Origin of the sequence: Desulfitobacterium sp. THU1, assembly GCF_038181555.1 — a bacterium.
In the GTDB taxonomy this organism is placed as follows: Bacteria; Bacillota; Desulfitobacteriia; order Desulfitobacteriales; family Desulfitobacteriaceae; genus Desulfitobacterium.
In genome coordinates, this window is sequence record NZ_JBBWUA010000005.1 from 19680 (window position 1) to 42934 (window position 23255).

Sequence of the window (23255 nt, forward strand, 5' to 3'; positions counted from 1 at the left end):
ACGGAAAAGGCCTTTTTACAACGAATCCAGCCTTTCTTCTTCCTTGCTATTTCGACCCTTCAACACCCACAAGAATCCTCCCGACATCTCTTCAGGAGTCCGACTAAGCCTTTCCGCTGACCCCGATAACGTTCTCCGCCCTTTACCCCCGGAACCCAGAGAATCTCATCACCTAAGGCTAATAATGGTATGGCTTGACGCTGGGATGCCGAAACCTTGGCCTCCTGGAAAACCTTTTTCAAGGATTTATGACCCAAGCCGGCGATCCAGAGGGAATCCCCTCCTTGCCGATACCGCCATTGTAGCTCGCCAGGTTTGTCTTGCATAGTGTGCAGATCGAAAAAGACTTGGTCTACATTTTTGTTATTAAGTTTGTTATTTAGTTCGTCATTATATTCTAACCAATCCCCTTGGCTCTCCAAATTAAAGAGACCGACTTGCCATCTTTGACCATGGGCATCCTGCCAAAATAACCATTCTCCCCAGTGAACTTGTTGAGGCAATGGCGAAATGTCGAGCTCATTCGTATTTCTACGTATATCCTGCCCCAGATCGACCGTCAGAAAACACGCTCCCTGATAATTAATTTCTATCTTCAGTCCAGGCAGATCCTGACTCCAACCGACTTGTCCTTGAGAGGCAATAATCTGGTCTACATAGTGATAGCTTATTCCCCGTGGTTCTCCCGAAACCCGCGAGACAGCCTTCCTTATTAAACGCGATAGAATGGCCTTGGGGAGATCAAAAACTTTCCTATGCAAAACTACGCGCTGTTCCGTGCTTTCTAAGGCAACCCCCTGCCAGGCCTTTTCGGTTTCTTCCGCCAAGTATTCCTCATCCCAACGCAGAAGCTCCGCCATGCGACCTAGAGCCACCATGATTTGAGGATTATATTCTCTTTGCAGTTCAGGCAAGAGCTCTAGGCGTATCTTATTCCTCGTATAGATTGGGTCTGCGTTCGAACAATCAATAGCATAAGGCAAATTTTCATTTCGACAATATTCCAAAATCTCCTCTTTTGTGACTCCAAGAAGAGGACGAATGAGTTTTCCTTTTTGCGGATAAATACCCGCTAACCCAGCTGTTCCGCTACCGCGTAGGAGACGATAAAGCACAGTTTCCGCCTGATCCCCCAGATGATGTGCTGTAGCCAGAAGGGAACAGCTTTCCTGCTGCATATCCTCTTCCCAGCGAGCATAGCGCCATTCACGAGCTGCAGTCTGAAAGGATTTACCGACAGATTTTGCGTAACCTTTCGAGTCGAAACGATGAATAAGACAAGGTATTTTCCAATCCCTTGCCATGCGAGTCACCATCTTCTCTTCCTCATCGGATTCCTTGCGCACACCATGATGGACATGGGTCAAAACCAAGCTTATCTCCTGGCCCTGATTCTCTATCATAAAACGCCATAAGATATGAGCCAGGACCATGGAGTCCGGTCCACCTGATACGGCTACCAAAATCCGTGACCCAGGAGGAATTTGCTTAGGCAAAACATGCTGCTTTAGCTTTTCGTACAAAGCGTCTATCCTCCTTATTTATTTCATCCATCACCATCATATTTGCACATTGCTATCTTTAGTCAAGGACATTCTTTTTTATAACCATAGCAACTCCATCATCCAACATTTCGTTGCCGCTCATTTTTCTTGCCTCGCGGATGATGGCGTCCGCAAGTTCTTGCGCAGTACCCGGGTGTTGGCTATCCAAAAAGTCTTTTACCCAATCGGTTCCATCTTTTAGTATATCCTGAATTCCATCAGTGACAAGCACTAAATACTCTTCTGAACGCAATTTTTCTTCAATGACCGGTATTTCCACATGATTAAGTATCCCTACAGGCAAACTTGAGGATTCATATTTGCGAATCGCATCTTCGCCGACAATATAGGAAGGACAAGCTCCCACCTTGATGAGCTTGAGTCCATCCGACTCACAATCAATGATCCCAATATCCAAAGTAACGAAGCTCTCCTCTGGGGAACGCAAAACTAAAATCGAGTTCAGCGCTTGTATGGCACTTTCCGGTTCAAAGCCCGTAGTCAATAATTGTTCTAAAAGACTCAAAGCGGTGGAGCTCATTTTGTCTGCCCTTTCACCCACTCCCATCCCATCGCTGACCACGAAAGCATGTTGGGTAGGAGAAAAGGCTAAAGAAGCGTAATTATCTCCCGATATGGTATTCCCCTTTTTGGTAAATGTCGCTACTCCTACATCCAAGAACTGTCTACGCCTTCTGGCAAGATTGGATGGCTTAACCTGTTCTAGATTATGTCGGGTGTTGAGCTCTTTAGCAAGGTGCCCGATTACTTGGGATACACTTTGAAATTGACGTGCTAAGGCTTCTTGATTGGTCGTCAGCCTTGACCGCCAAGACTCAATACTTTTCTCATGCTCCATAATAAATTGGACGCCGAGAAGCATTTCTTTGAGCTTCCCACAATGTCGTTTATACTCCAACGGTAGATTTTGAACGTTGACCTCTTCTTCCCTTTCAACCCATTCAAATAAATTGAATAGAAGGTGGTAGGTCCGATAGAATTCTCGCGTCCAGCAGGTGTCAATGGTCGGACAATTCTTGCAAACCCTTTCCACCAGAACATTCATAAGCTCCGGTATTTCCGGTTTGGACTTTCCTACTTCAGCCTCCGCCGCTTGAGCGCTGTAGGCAATCTGATCAAATATCTCCGCTACAGTCTTCACTTTCATTACCGTCGATTCCACTTCCGGCATTGGCTTGTCCTTTAAAAAATCACTTTGGGGAGAGGAACTAGGAAATAGTAAAAAAAGCAGAAGACCAATGCCCGCGGATAAGAGCTGTGAATAGAGCACCTCAGGTTGAAGATAGGCTGTGAACATCAAGGTAATACTTATAAAGGCGACACCCAGCCCGATCTTACCCAGTCTCTGAAAGGCCCCTGTGCCAAACCCTGCTAGGCCATAAATTCCCGCAGTCATAAGATTCAGCGGGTTAAATTCCAGCTGAGGCAGGAACCCTAACAGCGCCCCTACTCCAGCTGCTGTCCCCGCACCAAAACGCTGGGCAACAAAAAGAATAAAGAAGCTGAGGAGAACCACAGAAAAATTAACCCCCTTAAAGGTTATCCCTTGCAAACCACTTATAACTCCAATCAGGACAAATAACCAGGCCATCCCTTGCTCCCGGGTGAAGCTCCCCCGCCAGATAGCATCCTGATAACGCCAAGCATACCAAAAGACCACAGCCAAGCCACCATTGAGCAAACCAAATAGTGCAGCCTTCGCCCCGATCATCACTTCAGGTTGACCGATCCTCATGACGATGAAGGCCACACACCCTGCAACGAGCGCTACCACTAACCCTAGATAGAGTCCTTCACGCTTACTGCCGCGCAATCGTGGAACAAAGAGACTCAAAACAAGCAATGTCAGCAAAATCTGTAGGGAAGCTGCTAAGTCCTCTATAAACAAAGAAGCTACTCCTGCTGTAACGCCCAATAAGCCCATAATAGTGCCTTTGCGTCCATATAGCATCAAGGCAGCCCCGAAACCTATACCAAAGGGGTATAACTCCATAATACTACCCCGCGCGATCAATAACCCCAATATAAAAGGCCAAAAATGCCCTTCCAGAGTCAACCTTTCCTTCCGTAAGCCTTGTTTGGGTTTTAATGTAGCCCATTCAGCCATTACCTCACCTCTTACCATATAATACCAATATTATAACTGATAGTTTTGGCAAAGGTTGTCTAGGAAAGGGGGTGATTCCCATTAGTTTTCGACTCTTTTTACGATTCACTCGTTTTTCCTTTACACTCCCCGTTCAAACTTCAAAATTCTCCGTGATCCCTCATTACTTCCCTATTAAAAGCGACCCAGCCCAGATACGGCGCATCCTAAGCCGCATGGACGTCAAAAAGCAAATGCAAAATGACCGCCCTGCGGCGGTCATCTATCTATAGCATTTTTCGGCTTCTAATAACGGCTTGATCCTCTTCCTCCGCGCTTCGATTCAGTCGCACGTCGGAATTCCAGTTGCCGTTCATCACTATCCTTAATAAACTTGGCTAACTTATCCTCAAAGGATACGGTTGGCTGACGACGCTCCCGCGGATTGTTGCGCGGTGGCGGTGGCGGAGCCGGATTTGCTTGCTTAATCGATAGTCCAATCTTCCCTTTTTCGTCAACGTGAATTACTTTGACCTTTACGCGGTCTTGTTCCTTTAAATAATCCCTAACATCTTTTACATACGCATCTGCAACTTCTGAGATGTGTACTAGGCCTGTAACTTTCTCGGGCAACTCCACAAAAGCACCAAAATTTGTGATACCCGTAACCACACCCTCAATTATAGTGCCAACCGCTATGGCCATACGAAGTAAACTCCTCCTTGTGATGATTTAAGTCATTATTTTTATTATATCTTTCTAAGAAGAGAACTGTCAAGGTAACAACTCAGGAGTAGCCTTACAAATTTTTACTGAATCATTCGATTCTATTATTCATCTATTCCATTTTTGGTGCAATGCGGATTTCACCCTTACGAACCAATCCTAATTGCTCCCTAGCCAATTGCTCAATAAAACTGGGCGTGTTCAGCTCTAGAATTTCCTTTTCTAAGTTCTTCTGCTCTTTAAGCAAATCTTCCTTCTCAATAGTCAGCTGAGCGATACTCTGATTAACCTCTTGTCGGAGTTCATACAGCTGATAGGCGGAGCTAATAAGAGCAAGGGTAATACACAGGATGATGGCAGTCTGTATAGGCCGAAGGCGATGCTTTCGGGTCTTGGGTCGGGACTCTTTAGCTGTCGGATTCTTCTTCGTCAAAATCATACCCTCCTAGACCAAGTTCAGCCTCTGGAATAATACAAACAATCTGATAGCCCTTCCCTTTGGCCCGATTGAGTAAGGTCGCCACGGAACTTTGGCTAAGATGCAACTTCTTGGCAATTTGCTCTTGAGATTTTCCGCTTTCTTTTAAGACAACCGCTTGGCGCTCGCGAAAGCTCAACTTTTCCAAACCACGAATCTCTAAATGCACTGCATCCACCTGTCTTATGCGAATTTGCCGATGACTACCGCCACTATTCCAAGTTCGTCTCCCTTATCCACATTATCAAAAAGTTATCCACAAACTGTGCCTAACTTGTGGACAAAATATGGACAAACAGGGGACAAAGACGCTACAAATTGTGGACACCTCCTATTATACATAGGACTGCCCCATTTATCAATCTCTCCATGTTAAATTTACCCATTAGTCCTAGGCGGAAAGAGTCGATTCCAAAAAACAAGCGCTTTTTTGCGAATTCTTACCACCGACTCTCCCCATAAAGCCTCATTTATCCGGAATAGCAAAAGGCTAAACCACCGTAAAATCGCGTAGGGTGGTCCCATTAACACCCTCACGATTTTTACAGGAATACTTAAGAGACTCAGAATGAGCCCCATAAACCGCTCGATTAGCCAGTAGCATTTAAAAAATAGCCATAGGATTATCGGACTTAAGATTCGTGAATAAAGAAAGAGACCCAAAGCGCTGCCCCACACAATATAAAATCGAAAATCTAAATGGTTAGCTTTCAAGAAGAACCTAAAAAGCAAATACAAGGCCGCTGCTGAGAAAACTAAATCTCCGACAATAGTTAATAACTTTCCCCAACCAAGCCATTTGCGCAGGGAGCGATAAAAGTCAAAAACTAAGCCGACAGCCGCTCCGGCTGCCACGACCCAGATTAAGGCTACAAAGTCAGTAATCATCCATCCCTCCCCTTGTCCTAGTCCTAACAACTGATCGTTGGAGACTTAGCGGAAGACTTTTGCCCAGATGTTTTGTCTCGATCCCCCATGACGGGGATAGACCATGGCATCGATTTGCCCCTCAACCTCAACCTGCCCAGCTTTCAAATCCAGGTGTTTAACCCCTAACTTCTCTCCCTTTATGCTTAATACACCTTGGATCGTTTCCAATAGAATCTCCTTAGGATCAAAGGACTGTACCTTAGATACCCCTGTGATCGAGAGAAATTGGCGATTATCCATGGCTAGCCGGTGATTGGATGGAGTCTTTTCCATACTTCCCAGCCCCCCTTTTTACTCTTCTTCTTAAACCATATTCTCAATAACTTGAATTTAGACATACCAATCTGAACTGCCTTGAAGCAAAAACAAAAAGACAAGGTGCTTCCTCCGCCTTGACTTAAAGCGTAAGAAATCCTTGTCCTGAAGTTACTGTTCCCAGTCCTTTATTCTATTCCTCTTGCCCCCGCTTTTCGTCCTTCAAAACCTCATAAAGCAAATGAGCTTCATTGGCCTTCACACTGTTGGGTGTAGATAGAACGCGCACTTCCAGAAGATGACGGGCCATCTCCATCGTCACAATATCGCCCGGCTTCACTTCTGCGGAGGGTTTCGCGATTCGGCCATTCAACCGTATTTTCTCCCCTTCGCAGATATCCTTGGCGACCGTTCTCCTTTTAATCAGACGGGAAACTTTTAAGTATTTATCAATCCGCATATGTAATCCCCTTAAAACTTGGCCATAGAGAAAATCAGGCCCATAGGACCTGACCAATCTCGAGAAGTATTATTTTTGAACAGCGTCCTTTAAGGCTTTACCTGCTTTAAACCCAGGAACCTTCGAAGCGGGAATAACAATGGCTTCTTTGGTTTGTGGATTTCTACCAGTACGCTCAGCACGATCTTTCACTTCGAAAGTTCCAAAACCGACCAATTGTACTTTTTCATTTTTTGCTAATGCTTCCTCAATTGAAGCAAATACAGCACTGACTGCCTTTTCAGCATCCTTTTTTGATACTTCGGCTTTTTCTGCTACCGCAGCCACTAAATCAGCCTTATTCAAAATGATTCCCTCCCAAATATGTATTGAGTTTCAGCATTATATTTTCGCGATAAATAGCCAAACTCCTGCTTTTATTTATGGATTGTTGCCAATCTCTTCATTTTTTTCTCTCTTTTTGGCCATTTCCCAGTACTTGTCCATCTGATCTAAGGTTAAACTCGGTAATTTCTCTCCTTCATCCTCTGCTAATTTCACCATTTCTAAGAAACGTCTCTGGAATTTCCCTACCGTCTTACGAACGGCATCTTCAGGATCTAACTTAAGAAATCGGGATAAATTGACAAGGGCAAAGAGCGTATCTCCGAATTCTTCTTCAATCCCTTTTCCGTGACCCATAGCCTCTTCTAATTCCTGCAGTTCCTCATAGACCTTGGCCAGAGGACCTTCAAAATCAGACCAATCAAAACCAAGCTTGGCCACTTTCTTTTGGGTTTTCACCGCCAGCATTAAGGACGGCAACCCTTTAGGAAAATTAAACAGCTCCTCTGATCCTTGTTCCCCCTTTTCCTTTTGCTTGATTTGATCCCAATTTTTCAAGACTTCAGTAGAATTCTCCACCTCAATATCCCCAAAAACATGGGGATGGCGACGAATCATCTTCTCAATAATACTGCGTAAAACATCTTGAAACTGGAACTCACCTGCCTCTTGAGCTACTTGGGCATGAAATACTACTTGCAGTAATAAGTCTCCCAATTCTTCAGCTAAATTATACATATCTTGGGCTTCAATGGCTTCGAGAACTTCATAGCTTTCTTCAACAAGGTAGGGCTTGAGGGAGGTATGTGTCTGCTCTTGATCCCATGGGCACCCCCCCGGGCTGCGTAGAGTCCTCATGATCTCTAATAGCTTGGTCATCGATATGCCAGCCCGGTGGGGCGGTAGCACGACTGTAGTCAAATGATCAAAGGTTTGATGATCTAACTCAAACAATTGACACTTCAGCACCTTTTGCAACTTTGTCCCGAGTGCTTGAACCACGTAAGCTTCAGCCTCATCTGCGTAAACCTCCATGAGGTCCAACTTCACTTCCGAAGCAATGAGTCCATCATAAACCTGAGGAATAACCAGCCATTCCCTACCGGTTAGACCACTTTCCTTGAGATCATCATAATTGCGTAGCAAAAACCCTTCCACAGGGTCCATAGGAATCGCCGAAAAAAGCGGGTCAAGAAAACTCAAAGCCGGATGAACTTGAATCTCCACTTGGTTGGCTAGCATGTTCACCAGTAACTGAACACTGCGCTCAGCTACCGTCGGATGACCCGGAACAGCATAGACCACTTCGGGGTATATGTTACACTCTTTCTCCAAGCGTTTAACAATTCCCTCATAGACCTTTTCAAAGGATTCCTCTTGGTCATAGAGATCATCAAAGGATTCCACTTGAAGCCCCTCGGCAAGCAGATCTTGGGCACAAGGGTGATTTACGGTCCGAAAAAAAACCCTTTTGGCCTGCTTTATCATTCGATAATCACCGAGGGTCATAGATTCCAGTCCTGCCGGACCTAAGCCCACGACATGCAATACGTTACCCATTAACATCCTCCCGAGTTGATCCATGGCAGACTGCCACGGAACTCAACATTTTCCTAAACTTTCCTTATTGATTGTATCACATCTATCCTCGCAATAAAAATGAAGCGGCCGATGCCGCTTCAATCTTAACTCTTTACAAGGGACTACTGCTCCATTTGCTTAGCTAAAAAGCCTGCAGCTGTCTCTACTAACTTTAACTCTAGGTCAGCCATTTTGACATTGGGATCCTTTGACATCAAGATGACGGCTCCAATCGGATCACCCTCGGCGATAATTGGGGCAACCACTTGACTGGTCAGCCTGCTCAGCTCATCCTCCTCATCTTGCTTGCCCTCTCCAGCTTTAAGTGCGAAGGTCTTACGGTCAGCCATAGCTTGTTCAATGCTGGGCCAAATGGGTTTATTTAAGTACTCTTTTTTAGAAGCTCCTGAGACCGCGATGATGACATCCCGGTCGGCGATACAGGCAATATGGCCGGTAGCCTCAAAGAGGGAATCAGCATATTCCTTAGCAAAATCGCCCAGTTCACCAATGGGGGAGTACTTCTTGAGAATGACTTCTCCTTCACGATCGACGAAGATCTCCAAGGGATCGCCCTCTCGAATGCGAAGTGTCCGACGTATTTCTTTTGGAATAACAACACGACCAAGATCATCAATTCTTCTAACAATACCTGTTGCTTTCATGGACGCTCTTCCCTCCTTTTGTCATTACGAGCCACCGAGTTTGGGGCCGTTACAGACACAGCAAGACCACACTTAAGTAACGAATTTCTGACAACTGTCCTGCCTGTGGAAAATTTTGCGTTGTCTTTAACTTCATAGATAGTATATATCTGGTCATTCTCTATTATTCATATTTTTCCATGAAGTTACTCAACTGGATAAGAGAAAGTTTAGAAAAGAAAGCCCCAGAGCAATTTGTTTATAAAACTTATTATTATGAGTTTTCAAAAGATAAATCGCTGAATAAAGGAAGTCTGTCAATTAATACAAAAACGCTTGGATTTACTCCAAGCGTTTTTGGGTTATTATGCTGTGTTGTCCAAATCTTAGGTGGCTGGCTTAAATTCTGCGGTATACTCGATATTCCCCTTGGCCTTTTCCCGCAGCTCCGTAAAATAGGACTCGAACTTTTGGGCCTTCGCATCAGCTAAAGCATCCTTAGCAACTTGGTCCTTGGATGCCTCATAATCGGCTTTGGTGGCTGCTTTGTGGTCTTCTACCAAAATAATATGATAACCGAACTCGGATTTTACAGGTGTCGTGGTGTAAGTACCGACTTTTTGGGCGAAAGCAGCAGCTTCAAATTCTGGGACCATCGCACCGCGTCCAAAAAAGCCTAAGTAGCCACCGGATTCCTTTGATCCTGTATCCGTAGATTTCTCCTTAGCCAGTGTTGCAAAATCCGCTCCCTCTTGCAGCTGGACGACAATCGCTTTAGCCTCATCTTCAGTATCTACCAAGATGTGACGAGCTTGCACTTGCTCCCCGCTCCCCCCATAGAGGTCTTGATTATTATCAAAAAATGTTTTCTTTTGCTCATCGGTAACGGTGACATCTTTAGTGATTTCAGCAGATAGAGCAAAGTAATTCCGTACTTCGTCATTGGTCATCGCTTGCTGCTTAAGCCACTCTTGGTATTTGGCCTCATCGCCCACCATCTTCTTGATATTCTCTTCTTGCTCTAAGATAGCAGGATCATCAGGATTTAAATTTAACTTTTTTGCTTCCTGCATCACTAGCTGGGAAGCAATCATCCCCTCAAGAATCTGGCCCTTTACCTGTTTTAATGCTTCTTTACCTTGCTCAGTGCTAAAGTCCATACCCATTCCTTCATAGGACTTCTGGACATCGGAGATTCTTGCTTCAAACGCTTCTTGAGTAATAATTTGTCCATTTACTTTAGCAACCCATTGCTCTCCACCTAGGGAAGAACAACCTGTTAATAGTAATGCAAAGGATAACGCTCCGGCGATGATTCCCTTCCGGATTTTCTTCATGATTACACACCCTTTCGTATCCACTAAAAGCAATTATATCAGGATGCAGTTTTTGAGGCAATACCACTAAATACCATCAATATCTTATGAACTGCTTCCAAAACTTCTTCCTGAACTACAGATCGGAGACGTAGTTTTATCTCTAGATTACTATTGGCAGAGGTGCCAAAGGAGATCGGATAAGGAGATTCGGTGGCCATCGTCATGAGCGTTTCTCCGGAAATTCCCGGATCGACTGCGAAACGGAACACAACCTGTTGTTTAACCTGTTGGATTTGTTCAATTTTTAGAGCGGATGCATACCATTTAATCCGGACAATCTTCAAGAGATTCTCAACCTCCCGTGGGGGGGCTCCGAAGCGGTCAATCAATTCATCAATCATGGAGCTGAGATCCTCTTCGTTATCAATGGAAATCATCCGCTGATAGAGCGCCGCCTTTAATTTACGCTCCCCAACATAGCTATCCGGCAAATAAGCATCCACCGAAACCTCAATACTGGTCTCGATCTTCTCCTCTACTTTTTCGCCCTTAATCTCTTGAACGGCTTCTTTAAGCATCTGGCTATAGAGCTCAAAGCCTAATGCAGCCAAATGTCCGTGCTGTTGAGCACCAATCAGGTTACCCGCCCCGCGGATTTCCAAATCTCGCATGGCAATTTTTAACCCGGAACCAAACTCGGTAAACTCTCGAATAGCTGCCAAGCGCTTTTCCGCTACTTCCGATAAAACTTTTTGCGGCTTATATAAAAAATAGGAATAGGCCTTTCTGTTCGAACGTCCGACCCGCCCCCGCAGCTGATAAAGCTGGCCGAGGCCGAGGCGGTCTGCTTCATCAATAATCAGGGTGTTGACATTGGGCATATCCAAGCCCGTCTCGATGATGGTGGTGCATACTAAAACATCGCTTTCCTGCTCGAGGAAATTCATCATTTCTCGCTCTAATTCTTTTTCGCTCATCTGCCCATGAGCTATTCCATATCGAGCCTCGGGTACGAGCTGGCTTAGGAAGCGAACGACCTGATCCATATCCTCCACCCGGTTATGGACGAAAAACACTTGACCGCCCCGTTGAATTTCCCTGCGGATGGCTTCTCGTACCACATCCGGACGGAATTCCGCTACATATGTTTGCACAGGAAAACGATCTTCCGGAGGGGTATCAATGACACTGAGATCTCTCACCCCTACCAAGGACATATGCAAGGTACGAGGAATGGGAGTAGCCGACAAGGTCAGGACGTCCACATTGGTCTTCAGGGTTTTTAGTTTTTCCTTATGGGCAACCCCAAACCTCTGTTCTTCATCAACAATCAACAGTCCCAAGTCCTTAAACTTAATGGAATCCGAGACCAGTTTATGAGTCCCTACCACAATATCGATAGCGCCTTCCTTCAAACCCTGCAGAATCAACTTTTGTTCCTTTGGGGTGCGAAAACGACTCAACATCTGAATACTTACTGGGTAACCCATGAACCGCTCCAGAAAGGTGTTGTAATGCTGCTGGGCAAGGATGGTCGTAGGAACCAACACAGCCACCTGCTTGCTATCCATCACGGCTTTAAAGGCCGCTCGCAAGGCCACCTCGGTCTTGCCATAACCCACATCCCCACAAAGCAAGCGATCCATGGGGCGTTTGCGCATCATATCTTCCTTAACCTCAATGATACATTGCATCTGATCAGGCGTCTCTTGGTAAGGGAACTTCTCTTCAAATTCCTGCTGCCAGACATTATCGACCGAAAATGCATACCCCTGAGTAGCTTCTCGTTGAGCGTAGAGCTTGACAAGGTCAAAGGCCATCTCTTTGATGGCATTTTTAGCTTTCGCCTTAACTCTTTTCCACTCAGAACCGCCCAGCTTATAAAGCTTCGGCAGGGTATCGGCATCTCCACCCAGATACTTTTGCAGAAGGTTCAGCTGATCGAGAGGAACATAAAGCTTATCCTGGCCTGCATATTTTACGCTAAAATAATCTTTTTCGACTCCTCCCACAGCAATCCGTTCGATTCCCATGAACTGCCCGATACCATGTTGGACATGAACCACATAGTCCCCCGGCTTTAGATCGGAAAATTGTAAGCGCTGCCCTGTTTTCTCCGGTGCCTTTTTGCGTTGGGAAGTCCCTTTGCGCTCCCGTTTATAAATCTCTGCTTCGCTGAGGACGATTAGCTTACTTAAGGGGAGCTCGAAGCCCTGATCGATGGAGGAGGCATGAACATACACCCCTCCTTCTTGGACCCCTTCCTGAAGTCCCTGCTTCTTGGCTAAAGCCCCTCGATCCCTCAAGCCCTGTAGCATCCGTTCAGCATGCTCCTCATCCCCGACGAACAGAGAGATGATGTGCCCGGATTTTTGCCAAAGATCGATTTCATCGACCAAAACACCGGTTTTACCCATGAATCCGGTCAAAGGACGAGCTGTCGAGTTATAGATTCGCTTCGGCGTAACCCCAGGAATTTGCCGAGGCAAAGTGGAAAGCACAATGAGAGGATGCCCTTCTCCATCCTTTAAGAGCTGTTCATAGGTTACGAATTGAGCCTCCGGACTTAAGAACTCCTCCCCTTTTGCTAAAGCCCGCGTATATTCCTCCAGTCTTTCCTTCTGTTGGAACTCAAGCTGTTCTTTCAGTCGTAAGGGTTCATCTAAAATCAAATAACAATCCTTAGAAAGCAAAGAGAAAAATGTTTGCAGAGGCTCCTCAAGGAGACTGAGATAGGGATAGATTGATTCATCTAAGTGACCGAGCTTCAAGCGCTCTTCAATCTTCTGGGCCTGCTTCATAACCAGCTCAGCTACCTCAGACCGACCGTTGCGATTCAAGCGTCCTGCTGCCTTCCTAGCCTGTGCACGAACCTCCCAGGTGAGCTTCTCGAACTCCTCAGGGCGAATCACCATCTCTACAGCAGGGGCAATTTTGACACTTTTTAAGGTTTCAGTGGATTTTTGAGTCTCGAGATCAAAGACACGTATGGAATCCACTTCGTCATCGAAAAACTCGACCCTTAAGGGCTCCCCGTCGAGAGGAGCAATATCCATGATGCCACCCCGGATGGCAAACTGACCCTTGCCATCCACCACATCGAGGCGTTCATACCCTGCGGTGATTAAATTATGGGTCAGCTCCTGTAAGTTATAGGAGACCCCTTCCTTTAACTCCAGGGTATACTCCTGCCAGCGGGTGGATGAAAACATCCGCTGCTCCACCGCCAGCACAGGGGCAACGACCGTACATTGATTATCCTCGGCTAAACGATTTAAAACCTTAATCCTCTCGATGGTGGTTTCACGACTTTTACCAAGGACCTCAAAGGGCAACCAGTCTGTGGCCGGAAAATAAAGCACAGATTCCTCTGGGAGCCAAGTACGCAAATCATTAACCCACTTTTGCGCAAGATCCTCGGAATAGGTGAGGATCAAGCCCGGTTTACCCTTCTTTAATAGCTGAGAAGCGAAAGCGGGCTTCTGACTTCCTGTTAAGTTATAAATCATTTGCGGCCATTCCTGATAGGAAATCGCCTTTTCCACTGCTTCAATATCGAAGCCTAAACGCAAATAGTGGTTGAGGGTTCTCAAAAAATCCTTCCTTTCAGGGCAATGCAAAACCATGGACGTCCGCTTAGGGGACCCCCATAGTGCCTAATTTAAAGTGTTGTTCGTGCGAGAGTGAACAAAGGCAAAAATAGGCTGATTCCGTGACGCTCATAAGCAGCCTAGTTTAAACGCCGGAACTCACCGACTTCCAGTTCGCTCATACAATCTGGGCAAAGAGCGTAAGCCACATTCCCGGTGATATTTATTATAGAGTCCTGCTGTCCCGAGGTCAAGTCATCCAGCTCCAACTCTCCCAAGACATGATCACAAACCTGGCAAACTCTCATAACCAGCATGAAAACACCTCCTAGGCATAGGTTTACCTAGGAGGTGAAGTGTTATTCATCGGAAGCTATCTTAGCCACCTTATGACCGTAGCGTCATTGCACTAAAGCCACGATCTAGTTCTTAAATTCCCTAGCTAATTGATCTAGTGCAGTATCATAAACTCGATATACAGTCCAGTCATCCATAGGCACCGCTCCGATTCGCTTATAGAATCCAATAGAGGACTTATTCCAATCCAAACACCACCACTCTAATCTTCCGCATTTTCTTTCTAAGGCAAGTTTAGCTAGAAAAGAGAGGATTATCCGTCCAATTCCCTTACCCCTCACTTCCGGTTGAACATACAAATCTTCTAGGTAGATGCCTGGTCTCCCTAAAAAGGTAGAAAAGTTGTGAAAGAACAAAGCAAAGGCCACTGGCTTTTCTTGATATTCACCAATAATTACCTCAGCTATTTTTCGCTCAAATAAGGACTTTTTGAGTATTTCTTCAGTAGCCACTACTTCATGTAATAGCTTCTCATACTCCGCTAATTCTTTTATGAATTTTAAGATCAAAGGGACATCATACTCTTCTGCCAATCTTAACTTTAAATCAGGTAGATTAGTTTCTATCGTCATTGCTTTACTTCTCCTAAAAAAGTTATTATCTCATGCTAGGACAAACCCGTTGCAATCGTTGTCGCAACGGGTCGAATTTTCTTATAGGATTACAACATAATTAATCTCAGCCAGCTTATGCTTGCAAAGTAACCCACTCATCTTCTTTAAAGCCAACTCTTACGAAGTCCTTATCCACTAAGATCGGACGCTTCACTAACATCCCATCAGAAGCCAAAAGAGCAAACTGCTCGTCCTCACTCATGGTGACAAGGCGATCTTTAAGATTCAATGCTTTGTACTGCTGCCCACTGGTATTAAAGAAACGCTTCAAAGGCAAGCCGCTCGCAGCATGCCACCGACGCAACTCCTCTAAGGTAGGATTATCACCTTTAATATCACGCACTTCGTAGGCGATTCCCTTTTCCTCCAGCCATTTCTTCGCTTTTTGACACGTCGTGCAGCGCGCATAACATATAAATACCATCTAAAGATTCTCCCTTCAGTTCAAATTCCCAAACATAGAATGTAGATAAAAATAATTAGTATTATTTTCTTCTTCTCTTTTCGCTAATCCTGCCTGCAATAGCCAAGAATCATATAAGACTATATTTAATCCATCATTTCGCCGATAACATAGATAAGGGTTATTTAAGGATGAAAGCAACGACAAGGAGGTCGCCCTATGAAAATCCTAAGCTCGTCTATTGCCATGGCCAGTGAATCCAAGTACACAGAGAGTTACCAGAGGGAAGTCACCCTGCAGGGCTGGGTGGGTAAAAACATCACCGCAAGACCGCCCCTTAATCTGGAAAACGCAGACATCCTAGATCTATCAGAATCGGTTAAAAATCTAAACCCTCCCACTTCTAATATCCAGCAGTCCCAAGAGATAAACTTAGAAATGAGTGACGAGGACAAACGAAAGCTGGAACTTCTCCAACGAATGCTCGAAGCGATCACCGGTAAAAAGATGCGCTTCTTAGTACCCAAAAAGCTAGTTATTGATGAAACGAGCAAGCCCTCCCTTCCCACTGCCCAAAGCCCCATTCAAGGCCCTCGGCAAGGCTGGGGAATCATCTTCGAATCCAGAGAGCAGTATATCGAGCAACAGTCCATGTCCTTTTCCGCCCAAGGTCAGGTGACCACCGCCGACGGCAAGACCATTAACCTGCAACTTCAGTTGAACGTGAGTCGTAGCTTTGCCTATCAAAACAACATCAGCTTTCGGGCAGGAGATGCGGTAACCATCGATCCCTTAACCATTAATCTGGGGGTTAGTTCTGCCCAGTTGACTCAACAAAAATACGTCTTTGATATCGATAATGATGGTGATACTGAGCTTATCTCCTTTCTCGCCCCAGGGAGTGGGTTTATCGCTCTGGATAAAAATCAAGACGACATCATCAACGACGGCAGTGAGCTTTTTGGAACGCAAAGCGGGAACGGCTTTGCCGACTTGGCCGTTTATGACAGTGATAACAATGGTTGGATTGATGAAAATGACGCCATCTATGATAAGCTCCGCATCTGGACTAAAAACGAAAAGGGAGAAGATATACTCTTTGCCCTCGGTGAAAAGGGAGTAGGAGCACTCTACTTAGGAAACGTAGCCACCGACTTCAGTCTGAAGGATTCCAGCAATCAATCCCTAGGTGAAATCAAAAAAACCGGCATCTACTTGAATGAGAACGGCACAGTCGGTACCCTTCAGCATGTGGATTTGACCATCTAAAACTCAGGTACAGAGTCATTAGCAGCGCCCATATTTATTAATGGATCCTAGCAAAAAGAGAGCTGAAACTCCTGAAAGAGTTCTGCTCTCTTTTGTTCACTCTATTCTTATTGACCTTGTTATCCATGTTTCCTTAACTAATTGACTAAGCACCAACCCTTGCATGCACTTTTCACTGCAGAGGATGATCTATGGAGAATTATCTTTGAGGCAATTCGATTCTGATTGGCTCTTCCAGGGTGAGCATAGGCGTTAACGTCCTCTGTAAAATAATTCTGCCGTTCTCCGGATATTCTACAGTAATTCTTGTTTCCATCCATGAATCTCGAGGCGAAGAGGTGCCCTCGCTTTTCAGCGCATAAGTGTTTCCTTCTTCATCCCGATACTCAAAACTAAATACTCCAAAACCATCATCTTCCCTGACTTTTGTGGCAAAAACCAGATTCGCTTTTCCTTCACCTTTTATAACTTCTTTAAGCTCCATTCCCTCAATAGCCGGAGTTATGGTCTTCTTCTCCATATCTACAGTAATAGACTCCTCTTCCTTATCCAATAAGCGCAAGCCCCGAATCAGAAGCTCTTGTTCCTTTGGCTTCTTGAAATAGTCAGATTCAATAAAGACACTCATCCCGCTTTGATCTTCTTTATGCATAGCGCTAATTCCATGACTTCCTTTGAGCACTATTTCCCGGTCTTCCTCGATAGCCAAGTTCATACCTTTGATCCAGGCCGGATTCTTGTCGGCAAAAGTAAAGAACACTTCAGTTCCAGTCGGGTAAACTCTCATTTCTTCAAGGGTTATTGTCTGTCCGTATATGCTTAAATCCTCATGAAATTCATACACCATTGGCTTCGCAAGCTCCTCGAATTTAACTTCGAAGGTGAATGTCCCCATTTCTTTCATATTACGTTCATGAACATCCTCTTCAAACTCTCCAACCTGCACAACTTTCTCTTCATTAGGAAGGATTTCAATCTCCAAAAGCACATCAAGGGAAATTGATTCCGGTACTTTGCCTTCTGCAAAGTGATATTGCTGCATAATGAAGCCATGGTTTTGGGCTATCCCCTCACGGGACAAACTGGCTGTAGAGTAACTGAAGCCATCTACTTTATTTCCGTTGCTTTCATCCTTCATATCCTTAAGACTAATATTAGCCCACTCATTGTCTGCAAGTCCAAAGTCCTTTGGAAGTTGAAAAAAGAGCACCATATTCTTTTCATCGGCAAGCACATAAGGTAGCGATAATTGCTCTTCTCCATCCCAGGCGGTCAGCGCCACTTCCTGAATGTATTCGTTTTCAATAGCTTGGCTAAGGCTTTTATCAAACTGAATATACTCAATCAATTGGCCGATAACCGGGATATTAGACATTGTATGAGCGAAAGCAGAATTGGCATTAACCAAAAAGATGAGTAATAGCGCCGCAACCGCCGTCGAGAAAAAACTGTATATCGCTCTCTTTTTCCTCTTAGCTATGCCAATCTTTTTCTCTAATCTATCCTCCACGGAACCTAACCCCTTAGGCTCTAAATAAGCTTCCTCGACAAAACCTTGCCATTCTTGCCCCTCATCATGTCTGCCCCTTGCCAAATTCTCTTGGTTGTTCTCTGTCATACTACTCTCCCCCTTCCTGCTCACTCAGCTCGACTCTTAAGAGCTTCAAAGCCTTTCGTGTACGGGTGGTTACTGTCCCTTCCGGGATACCCAATAGAGCGGCAGCATCAGCAATGGTATATCCACCAAAATAGCGAAGGACTATGACCCTTCTGAGATCTTCCGGCAAGTCTTGTACAGCCATCTTAATCGATAACGTGCCCTCTAAGTAAGATTGACCTTGCTCAGGTAGAACATCCATGGCCACTTCTCGCTTCGTCTTCCTCAAGACGCGATAGCATTCATTGATTAGGATTCGAGTCAGCCATGTCTTGAGAAAACTAGTCTCTCTCAATTCCTTTCTGTGAACATATCCAAGATAAACGGCTTCATCTATTGCATCCAAGGCTTTTATCTCATCTCCGAGATATCCAAAAGCAATGCGATACATGATGCTTTTATATTCTGTAACAAAAGTCACATAAGCCTGTTTATCGACTCCTTGTGCGTCAAAGATACCCATGTCTGCCCCCCTTTCTATCTATTAGAGAAACTCCCAGCGTGTTTTCATTTCACTATTAAGTTATTTCTATAAGATTAATTTTACAAGATTCTGCTTGATTCTATCAATCAAGCAATTAAAGTCCTTTCCTATATTTTTGAGACGAAAGCCTAAGACCATTGGATAAAAGCTCGTGTCAGAGAACTAGTCGTTCTTTAACACGAGCTTTTTTCTTTATATGAAAACAGGAATCTGTACACTGAATTTTCTGTCTCTTAGGAAGGTATTATCCTTCTCGCGTCCAATTAATGATCAGAGCGTTAGAATTACACCTTAGACCGCACCAGTATTGCAAATGATTTTTAACAATAGTTATCAAAGGAGTGAGGAAAACGAATAATTATCAACCGGTCATCTTAGCAGAGCAAAGAGTTGGCCATGATTTTAAGTTCGATCCACTTACAACAAAAATAAATATCGACGCCTCCCAACTCAGTGCCCAAAGCAATAAGGGCCTGATTGATACCCTCCGTCAACGCTTACAACAAAGGCTGGGGGTCCCAGTGTCGATTCCGCTCTCCCTTATGAACACCCTCGGCAAGCTTTGCCGCGAGGATATCGAAGCTATCACTGTCACCCTAGCTGCCGGCAATGATCTTGATGAAAATGGCAGCGCCGCAAATTATCAGCTCATCCATCTGGAACCCGGGAATCAATCGCATTTTAATGTCGGGCTCGCTATTGATATTGGGACCACAACCGTAGTTGTCTATCTTGTCAACATGGTTAATGGCGATATTATTGCTAAAGCCTCTGCTTACAATAGTCAAATCAAGCTGGGAGATGATCTCCTCAGCCGCATTATGGCGGCTAGGGATGAGAAGGGTTTGTCAGAGCTGCAATCCCTGATTGTCGAAACTCTCAACAATCTTATTCGACAAATCTCTGCAGAAGCTTTCCTGCAAGCGCCAGCTATCAGCGGTGTATGCATCGGTGCCAATACAACGATGGTTCATTTACTCTTAGGTTTGGACCCTAGTTCAATTTGCCGGGAACCCTACCAGCCGGTGGTTAATAAGGCGGGGATCGTTTACGCTAAGGAGATTGGCCTCGAGGTCAATCCCCTCGCTCCCATCTATTGTTTACCGAGCATCGGCAGTTACATTGGCGGTGATGTCTTAGCGGGTATCTTGGTAAGCGGTATGCATCAGGAGGAAGAGCTTGCTCTCCTAGTGGATATCGGGACAAACGGGGAGTTTATCTTGGGCAATAATGAATGGATCGTCGCCTGTGCCGGAGCCGCCGGTCCAGCTTTGGAGGGGGGCGTAACCGAGTGTGGCATAAGAGCCGAAGAAGGGGCAGTCGACCACGTGACCATCGACTCCGAATCTCGAGTGAGCTATACAACTATTACTAATGCCCCCGCTCGAGGTATCTGCGGTTCCGGGTTGATCGATTCCTTGGCAGAGCTTTTCCTAGCCGGAATAATCAATCGCGCGGCACAATTCAGCGACGGTCGTGAACGTTTTGTCATTGTTCCCGCAGATGAAAGCGCCGATGGCCGAGAGCTCTATATCAGTCAACAGGACATCAACAGTCTGATGCGGACCAAAGGAGCGGTCAACGCAGCTCTTGAAGTATTGTTTGAAAGTGTGGGCTGTCGCTGGGAAGAAATTACTAGATTTTATGCCGCAGGCGCCTTCGGTCAGTATCTCCCCCTTGAATCCGCCATTACCATCGGTCTCTACCCCGATCTTCCTCGCGAGCAGATGATGCGACTAGGCAACAGCTCCGGCGAAGGGGCGCGACAGGTTCTGCTTTCTAATCAGAGACGCCGGGAGATCGAGCAAATCGCCAGTAGGATCACTTATTTTGAAATGAATGCCAGCAATAGGTTTATGGATAAGTACAGTGGCAGTCGCTTTTTACCTCACACAAATATGGAATTCTATCCGAGTGTTAAAGAGAAATTGGCAGCTCGGCAAAAAGGGTGAGCATTATTGTCTCACCGGTTATACTCGTTCATGGCCTTATCCCCTTCACCCTTGGCCCACAGGGTTACCGCCTTTGTCCCCTTATCCAGCACTTCCTCTAGCACCGGAATTTCCTCCTTGGTGAAGCTCGCTAGCACATAGCGGGCCGAGTCCCAGCCGGCAGGGGGTCTGCCAATACCTACCTTCAGTCGCCAAAAACCCTCCGTTCCCAGCTCTGCGATTGTCGACTTAATCCCGTTATGTCCGCCGGCACTTCCTGAGCTCCTTAAACGTAGACGACCTACAGCCAGGTCCATATCATCATAGATTACTAAAATATCTTGGGGCGCAAGCTTATAGAACTGCACCAATTCCCGAATCGAACGGCCGCTCAGATTCATAAAGGTCTGGGGCTTAAGTAGATAGATCTTCTCCCCACCCATTTGGGTTTCTGCTACCAAACCTTGGAACTTGGGACGAAAATCTAATTTTAATTCTTCGGCTAAGCAATCCAGTAGGAGAAAACCAGCATTATGCCGAGTTTCCGCATACTGCCCTCCCGGATTACCGAGACCTACGATGAGCTTCATGAATCCCCACTCCTCTAAGCATATTGTAGACATCCCGTGAATACATTGATGATAGCATGATTCTCATGTTCTTGCACATAAATAAGGGGGTATTACGATTGAAACCGAGTAAAAAATTTCTATCCCTACCGATCGTCTCCCTAAGCGAAGGACAGCATATCGGATATGTAAAAAGCCTGGTCATTGATTCCCGTTCCAAATCCCTAGCCGCCTTAGTCATCGATCCCAAGGGATTTTTCAAGGACCAGCGCATCATTCCTTATGCCAAAGTCGTTAGCGTGGGGGAAGATGCCATTACCATCGACAAGGGCGTTTATGTCGAAAAATCAGCCAGCTTGCCCGAGATCCTAAGCCTCATCAAGGAAAAACTAACCATCATCGGTACCCGCGTCATCACTCAAAGTGGCAAAACCCTCGGGGTCGTGGAAGAATTCTATGTCGATCCGGAAACTGGTAAAATCACTCAGCTGGAAATCTCCGGCGGCAAACTTGAAGGACTCTTCAGCGGCAAGGGCTTACTGGATGCCGACTATGTCCTTACCATCGGTCAAGATGCCATCGTCGCTCAAAAAGGCTGTGAAAGTAACTTAATGGTCGCTGACAAAGGAATCAACGAAGCTTTTAAATCCATTCTACACTCTACTTCTAACCTTGCCACGGGTACAACAAACACAATCAGTAAGATTTTCAGCAAAGATAAAGAAAAAAGCAAGATCAAGAGTAAGGGCAAAGGAAAGAACAAAGGTAAGGATATCGTCGATAATGTAGCCATGGCTCCGGTAGAGGAAGAGAATGCAGAGTCCCTAAAGGAGCCCATTTGCGCCGATGACTCAATGATTTCTCTAAGCATGGAGCCCTCCCTTGGAGCCGAGCCGGATTCAGCTGATCCGGGCAGCAGTGACCCAGAAATGGCGACATTCCAAGAAATCAACCCCGATTTAACCCAAGTAGCAGATCAAGCCCCGACCACAAAAGAACCCCTGGGCTAAGACCCAGGGGATAGGAATTGGATTGGATTGAATTGGATTGGATTGAATTGGATTGACTTAACTAAATAATTTACTTACCGAAAGGTCCTCATGAATACGCACAATGGCTGCTCCCAGCAAGGGGGCAACGGAGAGCGTTTTAATCTTGGGGATCATTTTTTCTGGATCCATGGGGATAGTATTCGTGATAATAACTTCTTTAATCACCGATTTCTCCAAGCGTTCAAATGCCGGACCAGATAACACTGGATGGGTACAGCAGGCATATACTTCAATGGCCCCGCGATCCATCAGTACTTGAGCTCCTTGGGTGATGGTCCCTGCTGTATCGATGATATCGTCGATCATAATAACGCGCTTGCCTTCTATATCACCAATGACATTCATAATCTCTGACACATTGGGCTCCGGACGGCGTTTATCGATAATAGCTAAGGGCGCCCCGATGCGTTCCGCCAGATTTCGTGCCCGTTGTACCCCGCCATGGTCCGGAGAAACCACGACCACATTATCCAGCCCTTTACTCTTAAAATATTCCGCGAGGATGGGCACACCTGGTAGATGATCTACCGGAATATCAAAGAAGCCTTGAATAGCCGGGGCATGCAAATCCATAGTAACCACTCGATTAGCTCCTGCCGTGGTAATTAGATTCGCCACGAGCTTGGCCGTGATGGGATCCCGGGCCTTGGATTTGCGTTCTTGACGAGCATATCCATAGTAAGGAATAACCGGAGTGATGCGGCTGGCTGAAGCCCTCTTGAGAGCATCAATCATGATTAAGAGTTCCATGATGTTATCATTGGTCGGACTACAGGTAGGCTGTACCACAAAGACATCGGCTCCTCGGACGCTCTCATCAATGGCAATGGTCGTTTCTCCGTCCTGAAAGCGTTTCACTTTCGCCTCTCCCAGCGGAACTCCCAGATAATCAACGATTTCTTCCGCTAATGCTCGGTTAGCATTGCCGCAAAAGATTTTCAACTCTTTGACTGACATCCCA

The 23255-nt window shown here is 45.6% G+C and carries 23 protein-coding genes; 3 read left to right on the forward strand and 20 right to left on the reverse strand.

Annotated features, from left to right (window positions below; genetic code table 11):
* Positions 1-59: 59 nt before the first annotated feature.
* The 16 genes from tilS to AAC978_RS06525 all read right to left on the reverse strand — a co-directional run bounded on the left by tilS (position 60) and on the right by AAC978_RS06525 (position 15353).
* Positions 60-1523 carry a tRNA lysidine(34) synthetase TilS gene (tilS, locus tag AAC978_RS06450; protein WP_341547226.1) on the reverse strand — a complete coding sequence of 488 codons (1464 nt, stop codon included), beginning with the start codon at positions 1521-1523 and terminating at the stop codon, positions 60-62.
* Positions 1524-1581: 58 nt separating this feature from the next.
* A complete protein-coding gene (locus AAC978_RS06455) occupies positions 1582-3672 on the reverse strand; it encodes a SpoIIE family protein phosphatase (RefSeq protein ID WP_341547227.1) in 2091 nt (696 codons plus the stop codon).
* A 285-nt stretch (positions 3673-3957) separates the two neighbouring features.
* Positions 3958-4356, reverse strand: a complete 399-nt coding sequence (locus AAC978_RS06460) for a S1 RNA-binding domain-containing protein (RefSeq protein ID WP_341547228.1) — start codon at positions 4354-4356, stop codon at positions 3958-3960.
* 133 nt (positions 4357-4489) lie between these two features.
* Positions 4490-4816, reverse strand: a complete 327-nt coding sequence (locus AAC978_RS06465; protein ID WP_341547229.1) for an FtsB family cell division protein — start codon at positions 4814-4816, stop codon at positions 4490-4492.
* Positions 4785-5024: a sigma factor-like helix-turn-helix DNA-binding protein gene (locus AAC978_RS06470; protein ID WP_341547230.1), complete on the reverse strand. Its 240-nt coding sequence runs from the start codon at positions 5022-5024 to the stop codon at positions 4785-4787. The genes AAC978_RS06465 and AAC978_RS06470 overlap by 32 nt, the downstream gene beginning before the upstream one ends.
* 209 nt (positions 5025-5233) lie before the next feature.
* Positions 5234-5743: a spore cortex biosynthesis protein YabQ gene (gene yabQ, locus AAC978_RS06475; RefSeq protein ID WP_341547231.1), complete on the reverse strand. Its 510-nt coding sequence runs from the start codon at positions 5741-5743 to the stop codon at positions 5234-5236.
* Between the two features lie 45 nt (positions 5744-5788).
* Entirely contained in the window at positions 5789-6058 is a 270-nt protein-coding gene (gene yabP, locus AAC978_RS06480; RefSeq protein ID WP_341547232.1) for a sporulation protein YabP, read from the reverse strand.
* A 175-nt stretch (positions 6059-6233) separates the two neighbouring features.
* Positions 6234-6500 (reverse strand): RNA-binding S4 domain-containing protein, encoded by a 267-nt coding sequence (locus AAC978_RS06485; protein ID WP_341547233.1) that lies wholly within the window; start codon positions 6498-6500, stop codon positions 6234-6236.
* 69 nt (positions 6501-6569) lie between these two features.
* The gene (locus AAC978_RS06490; protein WP_015260648.1) at positions 6570-6845 is read right to left on the reverse strand and encodes an HU family DNA-binding protein; all 276 of its coding nucleotides are present in this window, start codon (positions 6843-6845) and stop codon (positions 6570-6572) included.
* A 75-nt stretch (positions 6846-6920) separates the two neighbouring features.
* The gene (gene mazG, locus AAC978_RS06495; protein ID WP_341547234.1) at positions 6921-8384 is read right to left on the reverse strand and encodes a nucleoside triphosphate pyrophosphohydrolase; all 1464 of its coding nucleotides are present in this window, start codon (positions 8382-8384) and stop codon (positions 6921-6923) included.
* A gap of 143 nt (positions 8385-8527) precedes the next feature.
* On the reverse strand, positions 8528-9070 hold the full coding sequence (gene spoVT, locus AAC978_RS06500) for a stage V sporulation protein T (RefSeq protein WP_341547235.1): 543 nt from the start codon (positions 9068-9070) through the stop codon (positions 8528-8530).
* Positions 9071-9435: 365 nt separating this feature from the next.
* Positions 9436-10386: a peptidylprolyl isomerase gene (locus AAC978_RS06505; RefSeq protein WP_341547236.1), complete on the reverse strand. Its 951-nt coding sequence runs from the start codon at positions 10384-10386 to the stop codon at positions 9436-9438.
* A gap of 38 nt (positions 10387-10424) precedes the next feature.
* Positions 10425-13961 carry a transcription-repair coupling factor gene (mfd, locus tag AAC978_RS06510; RefSeq protein ID WP_341547237.1) on the reverse strand — a complete coding sequence of 1179 codons (3537 nt, stop codon included), beginning with the start codon at positions 13959-13961 and terminating at the stop codon, positions 10425-10427.
* A 137-nt stretch (positions 13962-14098) separates the two neighbouring features.
* A complete protein-coding gene (locus tag AAC978_RS06515) occupies positions 14099-14275 on the reverse strand; it encodes a hypothetical protein (RefSeq protein ID WP_341547238.1) in 177 nt (58 codons plus the stop codon).
* A gap of 105 nt (positions 14276-14380) precedes the next feature.
* The gene (locus tag AAC978_RS06520; RefSeq protein WP_341547239.1) at positions 14381-14887 is read right to left on the reverse strand and encodes a GNAT family N-acetyltransferase; all 507 of its coding nucleotides are present in this window, start codon (positions 14885-14887) and stop codon (positions 14381-14383) included.
* Between the two features lie 115 nt (positions 14888-15002).
* Positions 15003-15353 carry an arsenate reductase family protein gene (locus AAC978_RS06525; RefSeq protein WP_341547240.1) on the reverse strand — a complete coding sequence of 117 codons (351 nt, stop codon included), beginning with the start codon at positions 15351-15353 and terminating at the stop codon, positions 15003-15005.
* A 198-nt stretch (positions 15354-15551) separates the two neighbouring features.
* Between AAC978_RS06525 and AAC978_RS06530 the strand changes: the two genes are divergently transcribed.
* Complete coding sequence (locus AAC978_RS06530) at positions 15552-16601, forward strand: hypothetical protein (protein ID WP_341547241.1); 1050 nt, start codon at positions 15552-15554, stop codon at positions 16599-16601.
* Between the two features lie 199 nt (positions 16602-16800).
* Here the strand turns inward: AAC978_RS06530 and AAC978_RS06535 are convergent, their stop codons facing one another.
* Entirely contained in the window at positions 16801-18219 is a 1419-nt protein-coding gene (locus AAC978_RS06535; RefSeq protein WP_341547242.1) for a DUF4179 domain-containing protein, read from the reverse strand.
* A 1-nt stretch (position 18220) separates the two neighbouring features.
* The gene (locus AAC978_RS06540) at positions 18221-18721 is read right to left on the reverse strand and encodes a sigma-70 family RNA polymerase sigma factor (protein ID WP_341547243.1); all 501 of its coding nucleotides are present in this window, start codon (positions 18719-18721) and stop codon (positions 18221-18223) included.
* 362 nt (positions 18722-19083) lie between these two features.
* On the opposite strand from AAC978_RS06540, the gene AAC978_RS06545 reads away from it, so the two are divergent.
* Complete coding sequence (locus tag AAC978_RS06545) at positions 19084-20694, forward strand: ASKHA domain-containing protein (protein WP_341547244.1); 1611 nt, start codon at positions 19084-19086, stop codon at positions 20692-20694.
* Between the two features lie 11 nt (positions 20695-20705).
* Here the strand turns inward: AAC978_RS06545 and pth are convergent, their stop codons facing one another.
* Positions 20706-21263, reverse strand: a complete 558-nt coding sequence (gene pth / locus AAC978_RS06550) for an aminoacyl-tRNA hydrolase (protein WP_341547245.1) — start codon at positions 21261-21263, stop codon at positions 20706-20708.
* 98 nt (positions 21264-21361) lie between these two features.
* Here pth and AAC978_RS06555 point away from each other — a divergent pair, with 98 nt between their 5' ends.
* Positions 21362-22252: a PRC-barrel domain-containing protein gene (locus AAC978_RS06555; protein ID WP_341547246.1), complete on the forward strand. Its 891-nt coding sequence runs from the start codon at positions 21362-21364 to the stop codon at positions 22250-22252.
* A gap of 57 nt (positions 22253-22309) precedes the next feature.
* Here the strand turns inward: AAC978_RS06555 and AAC978_RS06560 are convergent, their stop codons facing one another.
* Positions 22310-23251: a ribose-phosphate diphosphokinase gene (locus tag AAC978_RS06560; protein ID WP_341547247.1), complete on the reverse strand. Its 942-nt coding sequence runs from the start codon at positions 23249-23251 to the stop codon at positions 22310-22312.
* Positions 23252-23255: the final 4 nt, after the last annotated feature.

Coding starts and splice junctions, on each gene's coding strand:
- mazG (WP_341547234.1), bottom strand. CDS start 8,384: ATGGGTAACGTATTGCATGTCGTGGGCTTAGGTCCGGCAGGACTGGAA.
- yabP (WP_341547232.1), bottom strand. CDS start 6,058: ATGGAAAAGACTCCATCCAATCACCGGCTAGCCATGGATAATCGCCAA.
- AAC978_RS06505 (WP_341547236.1), bottom strand. CDS start 10,386: ATGAAGAAAATCCGGAAGGGAATCATCGCCGGAGCGTTATCCTTTGCA.
- AAC978_RS06465 (WP_341547229.1), bottom strand. CDS start 4,816: ATGATTTTGACGAAGAAGAATCCGACAGCTAAAGAGTCCCGACCCAAG.
- AAC978_RS06485 (WP_341547233.1), bottom strand. CDS start 6,500: ATGCGGATTGATAAATACTTAAAAGTTTCCCGTCTGATTAAAAGGAGA.
- spoVT (WP_341547235.1), bottom strand. CDS start 9,070: ATGAAAGCAACAGGTATTGTTAGAAGAATTGATGATCTTGGTCGTGTT.
- AAC978_RS06515 (WP_341547238.1), bottom strand. CDS start 14,275: ATGCTGGTTATGAGAGTTTGCCAGGTTTGTGATCATGTCTTGGGAGAG.
- yabQ (WP_341547231.1), bottom strand. CDS start 5,743: ATGATTACTGACTTTGTAGCCTTAATCTGGGTCGTGGCAGCCGGAGCG.
- AAC978_RS06525 (WP_341547240.1), bottom strand. CDS start 15,353: ATGGTATTTATATGTTATGCGCGCTGCACGACGTGTCAAAAAGCGAAG.
- AAC978_RS06530 (WP_341547241.1), top strand. CDS start 15,552: ATGAAAATCCTAAGCTCGTCTATTGCCATGGCCAGTGAATCCAAGTAC.
- AAC978_RS06520 (WP_341547239.1), bottom strand. CDS start 14,887: ATGACGATAGAAACTAATCTACCTGATTTAAAGTTAAGATTGGCAGAA.
- AAC978_RS06455 (WP_341547227.1), bottom strand. CDS start 3,672: ATGGCTGAATGGGCTACATTAAAACCCAAACAAGGCTTACGGAAGGAA.
- AAC978_RS06535 (WP_341547242.1), bottom strand. CDS start 18,219: ATGACAGAGAACAACCAAGAGAATTTGGCAAGGGGCAGACATGATGAG.
- pth (WP_341547245.1), bottom strand. CDS start 21,263: ATGAAGCTCATCGTAGGTCTCGGTAATCCGGGAGGGCAGTATGCGGAA.
- AAC978_RS06560 (WP_341547247.1), bottom strand. CDS start 23,251: ATGTCAGTCAAAGAGTTGAAAATCTTTTGCGGCAATGCTAACCGAGCA.
- AAC978_RS06460 (WP_341547228.1), bottom strand. CDS start 4,356: ATGGCCATAGCGGTTGGCACTATAATTGAGGGTGTGGTTACGGGTATC.
- AAC978_RS06540 (WP_341547243.1), bottom strand. CDS start 18,721: ATGGGTATCTTTGACGCACAAGGAGTCGATAAACAGGCTTATGTGACT.